We start from the raw sequence: 15297 nt of genomic DNA, 5'->3' as shown, positions 1-15297 counted from the left end.
AACCTGATACCTACCCTTTCATTGCCAAAACAAGTCGCACAGGGGCGAAGCTTTTACGATGAAACTCAGTTGCCCCATGCAACGTCAGTTTTTCTAAATGATAAGCTGTCGGATAGCCTTTATGCTTTGCGAATCCATACTCAGGAAAAACTTTGTCAAGTTCAACCATCTCTCTATCTCTTATCACTTTAGCTAAAATAGATGCAGCACTAATTTCTTGTACTAAGCTGTCACCCTTCACTACCGCTTGCGAAGGCATCGGCAATTTAGGACAGCGATTACCATCGATTAAAACAAAATCAGGTGTGATTGATAATCCTGCAACTGCTCGTTGCATGGCTAACATAGTCGCATGCAATATATTGATATTATCAATTTCTTCTGGCTCTGCACGAGCAATGCTCCAACAAAGGGCTTTTTCTTGGATTTCAACAAATAACTTTTCACGTTTTTTTTCTGTGAGCTTTTTTGAATCTGCTAATCCAAGAATAGGATTATTAGGATCAAGGATAACAGCAGCAGTGACTACCGCACCAACTAAAGGCCCACGGCCGACTTCATCTACGCCAGCAATTAAGTTGGCTTTAGGGTATATAAAATCCATTATTTCCTAACCAAATCTAATACTGCATCCGCAGCTTGTTTATCTGCATCACAACGGATCAGTTCATGCAGTTGTAAAAAAGTTTGTTTTAATTTTTCCACCGGCTCCCCCCCCTCTAATAATGGGGTAAGCTGCTGAGCTAATTGTTCAGGTTGGCATTCATCCTGTAATAGCTCTTTCACAATTTCAGTACCCGCTAATAAGTTAGGTAGCGAAACATAAGGCGTTTTAACTAATCGTTTTGCTAACCAAAAAGTAAAGGGTTTCATACGGTAACCCACAACCATTGGACATTTAGTTAACATACACTCGAGTGCCGCCGTACCAGACGCTAATAACGTCGCATCCGCAGACATCATCGCATCACGCGCTTGACCGTCTAAAATATGAACATTGAGTTCAGGGGCAACTTCCTGCCAAACAGCATTAAATTGTTCACGCCGCTTTTCATTCACCAAAGGCACCACAATGTGTAAATCAGTAAAGTGCTGATGCAAAATCTTAGCTGTTTTTAAAAAATCAGCACTTAGCATTTCAACTTCAGAATGACGGCTTCCCGGTAACAAGGCTAAACATTTCGTAGATTCAGGAATATTAAGACGCGCCCTTGCCGCTTGTTTATCAGGATGAAGCGGTATTGCATCCGCCATCGTATGTCCAATAAAACGACATGGAACATTAAAACGGTCATAGAACGCTTTTTCAAAGGGAAGAAAGGCAAGTACTAAGTTAGTTGCACGGCCAATTTTAAACACGCGCTTCTGACGCCACGCCCATACAGATGGGCTAACGTAATGAATGGTTTTGATACCTTTAGACTTTAATCTTCCTTCAAGCGTAATATTAAAATCAGGGGCATCAATACCAACAAAAATATCGGGCTGTAATTGAGTGAATCGCTTGGTTAAATCTTTACGAATAGTCAGGAGACGAGGTAAACGACCAAGTACCTCAACAATTCCCATCACAGCAAGCTCTTCCATCTCGTACCAAGCTTCACAGCCTTCTGCTTGCATAAGAGGTCCTGCGACACCGACAAAACGCGCATTCGGTACCTGTTCTTTCAGTGCACGGATAAGCCCTGCACCTAAAATATCACCAGATGTTTCTCCGGCAACAAGGCCAATAGTAAGTGGGCGGTTGTTATTCACCGAAATTCGCTCCTTAATAAAGGCCTAATATCATTCCTATCTATAAAAATAGATATTAACGAATAATACCACGTTTAGACTGTGCTGATTCTTCTAAGAAATCACTGAACACTTGTACATGCGAATTATTTTTCGCCATTCCAGCAATTTCTTCGCGCGCTTCCTCTAAAGATTTACCTGAGCGATATAACGTTTTATAAGCGTTACGAATAGCATGTAGGGATTCTTTATCAAAACCGCGACGTTTTAATCCTTCGAGGTTCAAGCCAAATGGTGTTGCGTGGTTACCTTGCGCAATCACATAAGGAGGAACATCTTGTGCAACACCAGAACAGCCGCCAACCATGACGTGAGCGCCGATTTGACAAAATTGATGAACTGCGGTCATACCACCAATAATTGCAAAGTCTCCCAAAGTGACATGTCCACCGAGAGTACCATTATTTGCAATAATACAACGATTACCAATTAAGCAGTCATGCGCAATATGCACATTAACCATCAATAAGTTATCATCGCCCACTTTAGTTAAGCCGCCACCCTGTGTAGTTCCACGGTGAATAGTGACGCTTTCTCTAATACGGTTTCTATCACCAATCTCAACACGAGTTGGCTCGCCTTGATATTTTAGATCTTGGTTTATTTCACCAATAGAGGCAAACTGAAATACCACGTTGTCACGACCAATTTTAGTATGTCCGTTAATAACAATGTGAGATTTCAGTTCAGTGCCTTCGCCAATTTCAACGTCAGCTCCAATATAGCAAAAAGGGCCGATGTGAACATTGGCGCCAATAATAGCGCCATCTTCGACAACAGATGAAGGGTGGATATAAGCAGTTTTATCAATCATATCAGACCTCGCGACGACGGGCGCACATCATTTCTGCTTCGCAGGCTATTTCTCCATCAACTTTTGCAACACCTTTAAAACGCGCAACACCACGACGCTCTTTAATGAACTCGACTTCCAGGATCATTTGATCTCCTGGTAAAACAGGGCGTTTAAAACGCGCATTATCTATTGCTGCAAAATAATACAATTCACCCGGTTCTAATTTGCCCGAGCTTTTGAATGCTAAGATACCGGTAGCTTGCGCCATCGCTTCTAAAATTAACACACCCGGAAAAATCGGTTTGCTAGGGAAATGCCCTTGGAAAAACGGCTCGTTGAAAGAGACATTCTTTACTGCACGTAAAGATTTGCCTGCGTCAAAATCCAATACACGGTCAACCAAAAGAAACGGGTAACGGTGTGGAAGTAGTTCTAAGATTTCTTCTATATTCAGAGTATGATTATCACTCATCGAAATACTCTTCCTGTCTATTAATAAGATTTAATTAATGAATCGGCCTGCTTCAACCTCGAAACAAGGTCAACTGGCAGGCCGGAAAAACGTAACTCAGATAACTATTTTAGCCTGAATTACAAAATGTTTACTGTTTTTTTTGATTTTGGCTATCTAACTCACGCTCAATCGTTTTCAATCGCTTATTCATCTCATTGATATTTAAGACTAAAGCGGCTGTTTTACGCCAAGCTTTATTAGGCTGTAAAGGGATGCCTGAAGAGTATACTCCGGGTTCAGTAATTGGTCTCATGACCATACCCATTCCAGTTACCGTTACTTTATCACAAATTTCCATGTGACCATTGATAACGCTTGCTCCGCCAATCATACAGTAGCGACCGATTTTTAAGCTACCGGCCATAATAACACCACCAGCAACAGCTGTATTATCGCCAATTGTCACATTATGTGCAATTTGACACTGGTTATCTATGATAACACCATTACCAATAACTGTATTATCTAATGCACCACGGTCAATCGTTGTACTCGCACCGATTTCGACACGTGAGCCAATGATCACTGTACCTAACTGCGGTATTTTGATCCAATTACCACGATCATTTGCATAACCAAAGCCATCAGAACCAATAACTGTACCAGATTGGATCAAGCATTGAGTGCCAATCTCTACGTTGTGATATATGGTGACGTTTGCCCAAAGGCGAGTTTCAGCACCAATCTGCGTATTTTTACCAATAAAACAACCCGCGCCAATCACTACGTTATCGCCCAGAATTACGCCCGTTTCAATAACGGCATTAGCGCCAATCGATACATTTTCGCCTAATTGAACATCATCAGCAATAACTGCGGATGCATGGATATTTTCAGCCGGACTCGGCGTTGTATCCATAATTTGAGCCATACGAGCATATGCAAGATAAGGGTTATCAACCACAAGAGCTGCAACCTTACAAACATCAAGATCTTTTGCTGTGAGTACAACCGCTGCGGCCTGACACTCAGTGAGTTTGTCGCTATAACGGCTATCAGATAGAAAAGTAATCTGCTGATTATTTGCTGAATGCATCGGAGCAATACCGGTGATGACAATATCGCCATCACCGTGTAACTGCGCATTCAACTGCTGAGCAAGGTCAGCCAATCGAATTGAGGACATCTATTATTTAACCTGTTTTTGAACCTGACTTGTGATGTCAATGCTATCTTTTGCATATGCAACTGCATTTGCGTCAATAACAACATCATAGCCTTCTTTAGCGGCAACAGATTTAATGGAATCCTGAATACGAGTCAAAATTTTATTACGCTCTTCACCTTGACGACGACGGTTGTCTTCTTCAAATTTTTGAGCTTTTTCAGCAAATTGGTCACGTTTAGTCATGAGTTCAGCTTCAAGCTTCTCGCGTTCGCTTTGCTTCATAGTAGCACCGTCACGACGTAGTTTTTCTACGCGTGTTTGCAAATCTTTTTCTAAACTTTGCAATTCTGTACCACGACTTTTGAACTCACTTTCAAGCTGTTTAGCAACGGCTTCACGAGCAGGCATATTTTGGAAAATTTCGCCTACATTTACGATAGCAATTTTTTCAGCATAAGCACCTGCAGACATTGCTAAAGCAATACTCACACCCGCTGCACACAACAATTTTTTCACACTAAACTCCTTAACCCATATTTATGGCTGGAAATTTTGGTTGCCCTCACTTAATTGTGAGGGCTTTCTTAGGAAGACACTAGATAGATATTACCAAGTTCTACCAATATTAAATTGGAACTGCTCTGATTTGTCGCCTTCGTAATCCTTGATAGGTTGCGCATAGGAGAAAACCAGTGGTCCAAGTGGAGACATCCATTGTAAAGCAACACCCGCTGAAGCGCGGAGATTTGTCGCTTTACCGTAGTCAGGCATTCCTGCACGCCACTTAGCATCAATACTATTCCAGTTAGTATCCCACACAGTACCCGCATCGACAAAGAGCGATGTACGAACTGCGTTCGCATATTTCTCGTCAATAAATGGTGTTGGTGTGATCAACTCAAATGACGCGGTGTACATAGCATTACCACCGACAGCATCACTTGATGGACTTCCTGGTTCTGGTGCAACATTACCACCCGTGTTTTTCAGATAAACCGCTTTCGGTCCGATATTATTCGAACGGAAACCACGAATAGTACTTGAACCACCCGCATAGAAGTTTTCATAGAATGGCATTTGCTTACTGCCGATACCATCACCATAACCCGCTTGCGCACGACCTAAAACAACCCAAGTTTCATCTTCATTGATTGGATAATAATGAGCCGTATCAAAACGCAGTTTATAGTATTCGTTATCAGAACCTGGAACTGTGACTTTCGCTGATACGTTGGTTTTGTTACCCGACGTTGGGAAGAAACCACGGTTCAGTGAGTTATAGGTCCAACCCGCATTCACAGTAAAGTCATCGGCATCAAAGCTTTCTTTATTACGACCAGTTTCATTGATTGGTGGTTTATCCCCCATAGAATAGAGGTAATCCCACATCGCAGCTTGTGGACGCATATCAGACAAGTCATTATGAACATAACCCGCACCTAAACGGAATGAGTTATTTTCATTGAATGGGAAGCTTAAGAAGCTATCTAAACCATAAGTTTTGTTGGTATAACCAGATAGATCGGCATCTTTTGCACTAAAGTCGTTATAGAAAATACGACCACCTAAACTTACACCATTTACGGTAAAGTAAGGATCAGTGAAAGAAAATTCAACGTTAGTTGAGTAATCATTTTTACTCGCGTTGATACCGACAGCATTACCCGTACCCATCCAGTTATCTTGCGATACGCCGACTTGGAAACTTACACCGCTTTCAGTACCAAAACCAACCCCGAAGTTCATTGAACCGGTATTTCGTTCTTTAACTTTATAGACAACATCAACTTGGTCAGGGCTACCCGGAACACGTTGTGTTTCTACATCAACTGTTTCGAAGAAACCAGTACGATTAAGACGCTCTTTACCTAGCTCAACTAGATCGTTGCCTAGCCAAGCACCTTCCATTTGACGCATTTCACGACGTAAAACGGTATCTTTGCTGGTGTCATTACCTTGGAATCGAATTTCACGAACATAGAATCGATTTCCAGCATCAACATTTAAATGCAGTTTGACCGTTTTATCTTCATCATTAATTTCAGGCTGAGTCATTACACGTGGATAAGCATAACCATAGCGACCAAATAACTCTTTTATTTTGTTTTCCATTTGCGTCACTTGCGCACCGTTATAAAGTTCACCCGGTGTAATTGTGATTAGCTCTTGGATATCCGCTAAATGCTCTGCCGTATTACCATTAATTTCAACGCCAGAAATTTTGTACTGGTCGCCTTCAGTAATGTTAATTGTAATGTAAATATCTTTTTTGTCAGGTGTCAGGCTAACTTGAGTTGAATCAATATTGAAGCGAGCATAACCGCGATCAAGATAAAAACTGCGCAGTGTTTCTAAGTCACCAGCAAGTTTTTGTTTCTGATATTTTTGGTCTGCAGCAAAGTTCCACCATGGAACATCATCACGTAACTGAATTTTATTAACCAGTTCTGCCGTCGTGTAATTTTTGTTACCCACGATATTAATCTGCTGAATTTTTGCAGATACACCTTCGGAGAAAACAAATTTTAAATCAACACGGTTGCGCGGTAATGGTGTCACAACAGCTTTTACAGTCGCGTTGTATTTACCAACGCTGTAGTAAAAGTCTTCTAGACCCTTTTCAATATTCGCAATAGTCGTACGGTCAAGAGCTTCACCGACACGAATATTAGATGCTTCCAAGTTCTGCTTCAGCATGTCATCTTTTACAGATTTATTACCGGTAAAAGTGATACTTGCGATGGTTGGCCGCTCTTTAACTTGAACGATCAGCGTGTTTCCATCACGCAGGACTCTAACATCTTCGAAGTTACCTGTTGAGAATAGGGAACGGATAGAACGACTAATATCTTCAGTATCAATCGAATCACCCACCCTAACAGGCATGTTCAATAATGCTGCACCAACGGCGACGCGTTGTAGACCTTCGAAACGAATGTCTTTAACTACGAATCCGTCTGAACCGTATGCAGTGGCGCTGCCGAGAAGCAGCGACGCTATGAGCAACTTTTTCATCGCCATCGTTGTTAGCGTATTCCTTACTGGTCCCCAGCTAATAAAAATTAGAAGCGAGAGAAATCATTAAAAAGTGCAAGTCCCATTAACAGAATCAATGCCATTGCACCTATCCGGAAACTAAAGTCTTGTACTCGCTCAGACACTGGACTTCCTTTAATTTTTTCAATTAACAAGAAGAGCAAATGTCCCCCATCTAAAACAGGCAATGGAAACAGATTGATGATACCTAAATTTACGCTAATAAGCGCAATAAACATCAAATAATATACCAAGCCTGACTCGGCTGATACCCCCGCACCTTTCGCGATAGATATCGGACCGCTCAAGTTATTGAGTTTGACATCCCCAACAACCAGTTTACCCATCATATTGACAGTTAGTTTCATCAACTGCCATGTTTTATCACTTGCTTGATAAAACGCAGCGAATGGTCCGTATTGCTGTACCATTCTATATTCTTCTGCTAACGGTAACACTGAAAGTTCAACACCCGCAAATCCAATTTTCTCTCCACCTTGTCCATTTTGGCTATCAGGTGTAAGCACAAGCGAAATAAGTTGCTGGTTTCTTTCTACATCTAATTTTAAAAGTGTCCCGGGATTGCTACGAATAATTCGCGTCACTGGGTCCCAAAGACCTAGTTTTTCCCCGTTTACACTGACAATTCTATCACCAGGCATTAAACCTGCACGATCGCCTGCTAAACCCGGTGTTACTTTTTGTATAACAGGATCAATTCTCGCAGAGACAGGCATGATACCAATCGAAAGTATCGGGTCTTGCTTTTCGGGATCAAATTGCCACGCAGTTAAATCAACTGTTTCCGTAATTGGCTCATTATATCCTTGAGGCAAAACTTGTGCAGTAAATTCACGATCGCCAATTTTGCCCACTAGCGCTAAACGAACTGAATTCCAATCAGGCGTTTCGATACCATCAATCGATTTTAGTTCCATTTTAGGCGTAAAATTTGCTGCCGCTGCAATTGAGCCCGGTTTTACATCTTCAATAATCGGGCGAACTGATGGAACCCCAATCATAAAGACTATCCAGTAGACAACAATAGCAAGCAAAAAGTTCGCAATCGGACCTGCACTAATAATTGCAGCTCGTTGCCCCACCGTTTTATTGTTGAATGCCAAATGACGACGTTCAGGTGCTACATCCCCTGCCCGTTCGTCTAACATTTTCACATAACCACCGAGTGGTATTAACGCTAAAACAAACTCGGTACCATGGCGGTCAACCTTGCGCCATAGTGTTTTGCCAAACCCGATAGAAAATCGTTCAACATAAACACCACAACGCCTGGCAATCCAAAAATGCCCAAATTCATGTACAGTTATCAATACCCCAATGGCAATGATAAATGCAGCTAAACTCCAAATAAATCCCATTTATAATCCTAAAGACCAAAACCGTTAAAAACTAACAAATTTAGCCCTGCAAAAACTGGAATTGCGGCTGTTAGACTATCAATTCGGTCAAGAATTCCACCATGACCCGGAATTAAATGGCTACTATCTTTAATTCCTGACTGGCGCTTAAACATACTTTCAGTTAAGTCACCAAACACAGAAACAATAACCACAATAATTGATGTCACCAGTAAATAGTCAGGCATCACTGGGATCGGTGCAAATGCACTAAACAGCCACGAGATAATACCAGCAGTAATCAATCCACCAATTAAGCCTTCCCATGTTTTTCCAGGCGAAACTTTAGGGGCTAATTTATTACGTCCCATCGTACGGCCGAAAGCATAAGCGCCAGAGTCTGCGCCCCAAACTAACAACATGACATATAATAGCCACCAAGCCCCAAAGAAGGTATCGCTATGATAACCAATCGTTCTGAGCACCATCATGCCGCAATAAAAAGGAACAATGGTTAATACACCAAATAACAGGCGTACGATGACCGATTTACCCCATGACGCGGAAGCTGGATAAGTAATGACTAATAAAATAGCAACAACCCACCATACGAGCCCTGCCCATAACCCATAATAAATTACCGGTTCACTAGCCAGTTCAACGATGTTAGGTAAAGAAAATTGAATCGCAAGCAGTATAGCGGCAAACACGACAGCTAGCCCGATACGCTTTGCTTGTGAATACCAGCCCGCAAATTGCGCCCATTCCCAAGCACCTAATGCACAAACCGCAATCACCACATAACCAAAATTCACAGGGGAAAGCAAAAATAATGCCGCAATAACTATAGGTATTAGTATTATTGCTGTTAGTAAACGATATTTCAGCACATCTTTCTCCCTTTATTTAACCAACTCGTCATCTGATTCAGCCCCACCATAACGACGTTCGCGCTTACTAAAAGCATCAACTGCATCTTGAAACACCATTTCATCAAAATCTGGCCATAAAACGTTGGTGAAATAAAATTCCGCATATGCGACCTGCCATAATAAAAAATTACTAATCCGATGTTCGCCACCGGTTCTAATCACTAAATCTACATTTTCTTGATCATTCATGCAGACATAATCGTTAATGGTTTCTTCATTAACATCGTCAATAGCGATATCACCATTACTGACTTTCTCAAATATTTGTCTAACACTATTGGCAATATCCCAACGCCCACCATAGTTCGCTGCAATATTTAATCTTAATCCCGTATTGTTCTGTGTCAGCGCCTCTGCTTTATCAATTCTTTTTCTAAGGCGTTCACTAAAGCGATTAATATCACCAATAACTTTTAATTTAACATTGTTTTTATGCAAGTTTTTAACTTCATTATCCAACGCAAAAACAAATAGCTCCATTAACGAACTGACTTCTTTTTCTGGTCTTCTCCAGTTCTCACTGCTAAACGCATAAAGAGTTAATGAGCTAATTTTATTTTTTACTGCAAAACGAACAGAGTTACGCACAGATTCAACACCTGCTTTATGACCTGTAATTCTGAGTTTGCCTCTCTGCTTTGCCCATCGCCCATTACCATCCATAATGATAGCGACATGCTTAGGAATCATCGATTCAGCGAGATTTTCACCACTAGAGTTCATTAAATGTTAATCCTTGTGTGTATAACTTTGAGAATCCAACTCAATAATAACCTTTATTATTAAATATGCTGATAAGACACATCCTTAAATTCTCAGATAACTACTGGTATTGTCTTTGTTTTTTGAACCCATCACATATTAAAGATATATCATGGGTATCAGCAACTAAATAAATCACATACTAAGATTAAAATTCTTGCGAAATTGACTTTCCAGCTTCACGACGAGCCCATGCATCGATTTCTAAGACCTCCTCAATCGAGACTGGTTCAGAAAAAACATGTTTTTCCATGGTCTTGTGGTTAATTTTTGCGATATCCGTAAAGCGGATCTTACCTTCAAGGAAAGCTTCTACCGTTATTTCATTTGCGCCATTAAGAACCGTTGTCGCAGCTTGTCCTTCATGACATGCGTCAATAGCAAGTTTTAAGCAAGGATAGCGTTGGAAATCAGGTTGAACAAAGGTTAGTGACGATAAAGTTGCAAAATCAAGTGGCTTAGCACCTGACATTATACGCTGTGGATATGCCATACTATACGATATCGGCGTGCGCATATCAGGTGTACCCAGCTGTGCAATAACACTGCCATCTCTATAACGCACCATTGAGTGAATCACGGATTGAGGATGAACAATCACTTCCATTTGATCTTGCGTGGCATTGAAGAAATAACAAGCCTCAATATATTCTAATCCTTTATTCATCATTGTTGCTGAATCAACGGAAATTTTACGTCCCATCGACCAATTTGGATGATTACAAGCCTCATCAGGTGTGACATTAGCAAAATGTGAAAGTGGAGTATCTCTAAATGGGCCACCAGAACCCGTTAAAATAATACTCGAAATACCTGATGCCGATAAATCAGCAAAACCTAAATTAAGTTGAATCACTTCAGGCAAGCTTTGAAAGATCGCATTATGCTCGCTATCAATAGGGAAGACTGTTGCATTATGCTCACGAATAGCATTAAAGAATAAACGACCACTGGTAATAAGAGATTCTTTATTCGCTAATAATATTCTTTTTCCTTTACGGATCGCCGCAAGCGTTGGCAATAATCCAGCAACACCCGTAATAGCTGACATGACTTGGTCAGCGTCATCGAGCCCAGCAAGTTCAATTGTGGCCTCTTTACCCGATAAAACTTCGGTTTTACAATTATTTTCAGATAGAATCCTACGCAATGATTGAGCTGATGACTCATCAGCCATCGACGCATATTTAGGATTAAATTCAATACATTGGCTTGCCATTTCAGCAACATTTTTCCCTGCCACGAGAGCAAGAACTTGAAATTTATCAGGATTTTGTCGAACAACAGAAAGAGTGCTGGTACCAATTGAGCCGGTCGAACCGAGGATTGTCAGACGTTTCATAGTAGTCGGGTACTCTGTATTAATTCAATACTGAGATTATATCAGCTTAAAGATAAGAATGGATTCTTTAATAGGTATGAAAAATAATAAAGCCATCCAAAATATACAGATTAACTGTATACCTAGATGGCTTCATTACTAATGATGGATTAGAAATCCATCAATTCCGTTTCTTTTTGCGCTAATGCTTCATCAACTTTCTTGATATAACCATCAGTCAATTTTTGGATATCATCTTGTGAACGACGTTCGTCATCTTCACTGATTTCTTTATCTTTGAGTAAAGCTTTAACTTTATCGTTAGCATCACGGCGAATGTTGCGAACGGCAATACGACCTTGTTCAGCTTCACCACGAACAACTTTGATTAGATCTTTACGACGTTCTTCTGTTAATGCAGGCAGAGGTACTCGAATAACAGTACCAGCAGAAGATGGATTCAGACCTAAATCTGAAGACATAATCGCTTTTTCAATTGCCGGAGACATTGAACGGTCAAAGACTGAAATTGCTAATGTACGTGAATCTTCTACAGTCACGTTAGCCAGTTGGCGTAATGGTGTTGAAGAACCATAATAGTCAACCATAATACCATCAAGCAGGCTAGGAGATGCACGACCTGTACGGATTTTACTAATTTGGCTTTTTAGTGCTTCAACGCTCTTTTCCATACGGTCTTGAGCATCTTTTTGGATTTCGTTAATCACGTTTTCAACCCTTAAGAACTAGTTATTAAAGGCCGCAATGCAGCCTCGCTTAAATTGTCTGAATTTACATTAGATAATACATTTAAACTCAGGTCATGTCTCTGAGTATTAACGGTGAGAAATCAGAGTCCCTTCATTTTCGCCCATCACAACGCGACGTAACGCACCTGGCTTATTCATATTGAAAACACGAATTGGTAAGTTATGGTCACGTGCTAAAGTAAATGCTGCTAAGTCCATTACTTTCAATTCACGTTCCAGAACTTCTTGATAATCTAAATTTTCATAAAGAACAGCATCAGGATCTTTTGCAGGATCTGCAGAATAAACACCATCAACTTTTGTTGCTTTCAATACAACATCAGCTTCGATTTCAATACCACGCAAACAAGCTGCTGAGTCTGTTGTAAAGAATGGATTACCTGTTCCCGCTGAAAAAATAACCACACGGCCATGACGCAGTAGGCTAATAGCTTCAGCCCAGCTATAGTTATCACAAACACCGTTAAGTGGAATTGCAGACATCAGCCTTACATTCACATAAGCACGATGCAAAGCGTCTCGCATAGCAAGCCCATTCATGACGGTTGCTAGCATACCCATATGGTCACCAACAACGCGATTCATACCAGCTTCTGCCAAGCCGGCTCCGCGAAACAGGTTACCACCACCAATAACTACACCGACCTGTATTCCCAGTTCTATGAGTTCTTTGATTTCCTGAGCCATACGATCTAAAACGCTAGCATCGATACCAAAACCTTCTGCACCTTGTAAGGCTTCGCCACTTAATTTGAGCAGAATACGCTGATAAACGGGTTTCGCATTAGTTGCCATGGTGTTCTGTCCTACACAGATAATTTATTGGGGTAACGCACATAGAATTATAGACTCTATATGCCTTGATTTTGACTTAGACTGAATATAGCAGTCATATACTCAGAATAATTCAAAGTACATGTTGCTGAATGTAATCAACAACCAGATAACTTGAAGTATGACGAGTATTAAAGAAAGGCCGCCAATTGGCGGCCCTTATATTGCTTACTTGCTCATTGCAGCAACTTCTGCTGCAAAGTCAGTTTCAACTTTTTCAATGCCTTCGCCAACTTCAAAACGAATGAAGCCAGTAACAGTAGCATTTTTCTCTTTCAGCAGGTCACCAACAGATTTGCTTGGCTCCATAACGAAAGGCTGGCCAGTCAGAGAGATTTCGCCAGTAAATTTGTTCATGCGACCGATAACCATTTTTTCAGCGATTTCGCGTGGTTTACCAGATTGCATAGCGATGTCTAACTGAATTTGTTGCTCATGAGCAACAACGTCAGCTGGAACGTTGTCTGGAGTCAGATATTCTGGTTTGCTTGCTGCAATGTGCATAGCGATGTGTTTCAGTAATTCTTCATCTGCGCCTTCAGCCGCAACTAGAACACCGATACGAGCGCCGTGCAGGTAATTACCTACATTTGCGCCTTCCAAAATAGCGACACGGCGAATATTGATATTTTCACCGATTTTAGCAACTAAGTTAGCACGAGCTTCTTCAAATTTTGCTTTCAGTGCATCGATATCAGCACTTTTATCAGCAACAACAGATGCCATTACTTCTTTACCGAATGCTAAGAAACCTGCATCTTTAGCAACGAAGTCAGTTTCACAGTTCAGTTCAACTAATGCACCAGTTTTGCCATCAGCAAATACTTCTGCAAGGATAACGCCTTCAGCAGCTACACGGCCTGCTTTCTTAGCAGCTTTAGCCTGACCTGATTTACGCATGTTGTCGATTGCTAATTCAATATCACCATTAGCTTCAACTAGTGCTTTTTTACATTCCATCATACCTGCGCCAGTACGCTCGCGCAGTTCTTTTACCAATGCCGCGGTAATTCCAGACATGTGATTTCTTCCTCGATATACCTTACGGGAGCATTCCCCACAAGGATAGTTCTGATTCACAGAAACAAAAGGGGCCTAATTAGGCCCCTTCTAACCAATATATAGCAATACCTGGTTAATAAGGGCTTTTACCTTATTATTCAGCTTCTACTAAGCTTTCTTCTGCTTGAACAGCCAGATCTTGTGAACGACCTTCATGAACGGTGTTTGCTACAGCGCCCAGATACAGCTTAATTGCACGGATCGCATCATCGTTACCAGGGATAATGAAATCAATACCGTCTGGATCAGAGTTTGTATCAACGATAGCAAATACTGGGATACCCAGATTGTTTGCTTCTTTGATAGCAATGTGTTCGTGGTCTGCATCGATAACGAACAGAGCGTCAGGTAAGCCGCCCATGTTTTTGATACCGCCTAAGCTGTTTTCTAACTTACCAAGTTCACGAGTACGCATTAGCGCTTCTTTCTTGGTCAGTTTGTCGAAAGTGCCATCTTGAGATTGAATTTCTAAATCTTTCAGACGTTTGATTGACTGACGAACTGTTTTCCAGTTAGTCAACATTCCGCCTAACCAACGATGGTTAACGAAATACTGGTCGCAGCTGTTAGCAGCTTCTTGAACGGCTTCGCTTGCAGCACGTTTAGTACCAACAAACAAAATTTTGCCTTTACGAGAAGAGATTTTAGTCAACTCAGCCAAAGCTTCGTTAAACATTGGAACAGTCTTTTCCAGGTTGATGATATGTACTTTGTTACGCGCACCAAAGATGAAAGGTTTCATTTTTGGGTTCCAGTAACGAGTCTGGTGACCAAAGTGAACGCCCGCTTGTAGCATATCGCGCATGGAAACAGTTGCCATTTAATACCTCTGTATTTAAGTAATTGGGGTTATGCCTCCACGAATCCCATACTACCGACTCCAAAGCTGCGTAGAAACGCATAGGAGCACCCCGGTGCATGTGTCGATTCGTGTGTGTTATTTACACAATTGAGTTTAGTTTACGCATACCCATTTTAATCATTTACAATTCACACTTATGTCAAAATCA

At 41.1% G+C, this 15297-nt stretch carries 15 protein-coding genes; all 15 read right to left on the bottom strand.

The features are described 5' to 3' along the window. Nucleotides 1–10 precede the first annotated feature (10 nt). Nucleotides 11–604 carry a ribonuclease HII gene (gene rnhB / locus AAZR93_RS12480; RefSeq protein WP_294106919.1) on the bottom strand — a complete coding sequence of 198 codons (594 nt, stop codon included), beginning with the start codon at nt 602–604 and terminating at the stop codon, nt 11–13. Next, a complete protein-coding gene (lpxB, locus tag AAZR93_RS12475; protein WP_434719970.1) occupies nt 604–1755 on the bottom strand; it encodes a lipid-A-disaccharide synthase in 1152 nt (383 codons plus the stop codon). The genes rnhB and lpxB overlap by 1 nt, the downstream gene beginning before the upstream one ends. 55 nt (nt 1756–1810) lie before the next feature. Beyond that, the gene (gene lpxA, locus AAZR93_RS12470) at nt 1811–2608 is read right to left on the bottom strand and encodes an acyl-ACP--UDP-N-acetylglucosamine O-acyltransferase (RefSeq protein ID WP_434719969.1); all 798 of its coding nucleotides are present in this window, start codon (nt 2606–2608) and stop codon (nt 1811–1813) included. Nucleotide 2609: 1 nt separating this feature from the next. Then, on the bottom strand, nt 2610–3062 hold the full coding sequence (gene fabZ, locus AAZR93_RS12465; protein WP_336430522.1) for a 3-hydroxyacyl-ACP dehydratase FabZ: 453 nt from the start codon (nt 3060–3062) through the stop codon (nt 2610–2612). Between the two features lie 130 nt (nt 3063–3192). Beyond that, the gene (gene lpxD / locus AAZR93_RS12460) at nt 3193–4230 is read right to left on the bottom strand and encodes a UDP-3-O-(3-hydroxymyristoyl)glucosamine N-acyltransferase (RefSeq protein WP_294106911.1); all 1038 of its coding nucleotides are present in this window, start codon (nt 4228–4230) and stop codon (nt 3193–3195) included. 3 nt (nt 4231–4233) lie between these two features. Beyond that, complete coding sequence (skp, locus tag AAZR93_RS12455; protein ID WP_294106909.1) at nt 4234–4728, bottom strand: molecular chaperone Skp; 495 nt, start codon at nt 4726–4728, stop codon at nt 4234–4236. Nucleotides 4729–4818: 90 nt separating this feature from the next. Further along, nucleotides 4819–7233 (bottom strand): outer membrane protein assembly factor BamA, encoded by a 2415-nt coding sequence (bamA, locus tag AAZR93_RS12450; protein ID WP_434719968.1) that lies wholly within the window; start codon nt 7231–7233, stop codon nt 4819–4821. Nucleotides 7234–7274: 41 nt separating this feature from the next. Beyond that, nucleotides 7275–8627, bottom strand: a complete 1353-nt coding sequence (gene rseP, locus AAZR93_RS12445) for a sigma E protease regulator RseP (RefSeq protein ID WP_294106906.1) — start codon at nt 8625–8627, stop codon at nt 7275–7277. An 8-nt stretch (nt 8628–8635) separates the two neighbouring features. Next, nucleotides 8636–9496 carry a phosphatidate cytidylyltransferase gene (gene cdsA, locus AAZR93_RS12440; RefSeq protein ID WP_434719967.1) on the bottom strand — a complete coding sequence of 287 codons (861 nt, stop codon included), beginning with the start codon at nt 9494–9496 and terminating at the stop codon, nt 8636–8638. A gap of 12 nt (nt 9497–9508) precedes the next feature. After that, complete coding sequence (uppS, locus tag AAZR93_RS12435; RefSeq protein ID WP_294106899.1) at nt 9509–10261, bottom strand: polyprenyl diphosphate synthase; 753 nt, start codon at nt 10259–10261, stop codon at nt 9509–9511. A 187-nt stretch (nt 10262–10448) separates the two neighbouring features. Then, entirely contained in the window at nt 10449–11642 is a 1194-nt protein-coding gene (gene ispC, locus AAZR93_RS12430; RefSeq protein WP_434719966.1) for a 1-deoxy-D-xylulose-5-phosphate reductoisomerase, read from the bottom strand. A gap of 149 nt (nt 11643–11791) precedes the next feature. Beyond that, on the bottom strand, nt 11792–12349 hold the full coding sequence (frr, locus tag AAZR93_RS12425; protein WP_294106895.1) for a ribosome recycling factor: 558 nt from the start codon (nt 12347–12349) through the stop codon (nt 11792–11794). 108 nt (nt 12350–12457) lie between these two features. After that, nucleotides 12458–13186, bottom strand: a complete 729-nt coding sequence (gene pyrH / locus AAZR93_RS12420; RefSeq protein ID WP_294106893.1) for a UMP kinase — start codon at nt 13184–13186, stop codon at nt 12458–12460. 207 nt (nt 13187–13393) lie between these two features. Beyond that, complete coding sequence (gene tsf / locus AAZR93_RS12415; RefSeq protein WP_294106891.1) at nt 13394–14245, bottom strand: translation elongation factor Ts; 852 nt, start codon at nt 14243–14245, stop codon at nt 13394–13396. 136 nt (nt 14246–14381) lie between these two features. Then, nucleotides 14382–15107: a 30S ribosomal protein S2 gene (gene rpsB / locus AAZR93_RS12410; protein WP_294106889.1), complete on the bottom strand. Its 726-nt coding sequence runs from the start codon at nt 15105–15107 to the stop codon at nt 14382–14384. Between the last annotated feature and the right edge of the window lie 190 nt (nt 15108–15297).

It is taken from the genome of Providencia sp. Je.9.19, from assembly GCF_051129765.1.
Taxonomy (GTDB): Bacteria; Pseudomonadota; Gammaproteobacteria; order Enterobacterales; family Enterobacteriaceae; genus Providencia.
The sequence above is the reverse complement of the archived record's forward strand: the minus strand, read 5'-3'. Positions and strand labels throughout refer to the sequence as shown.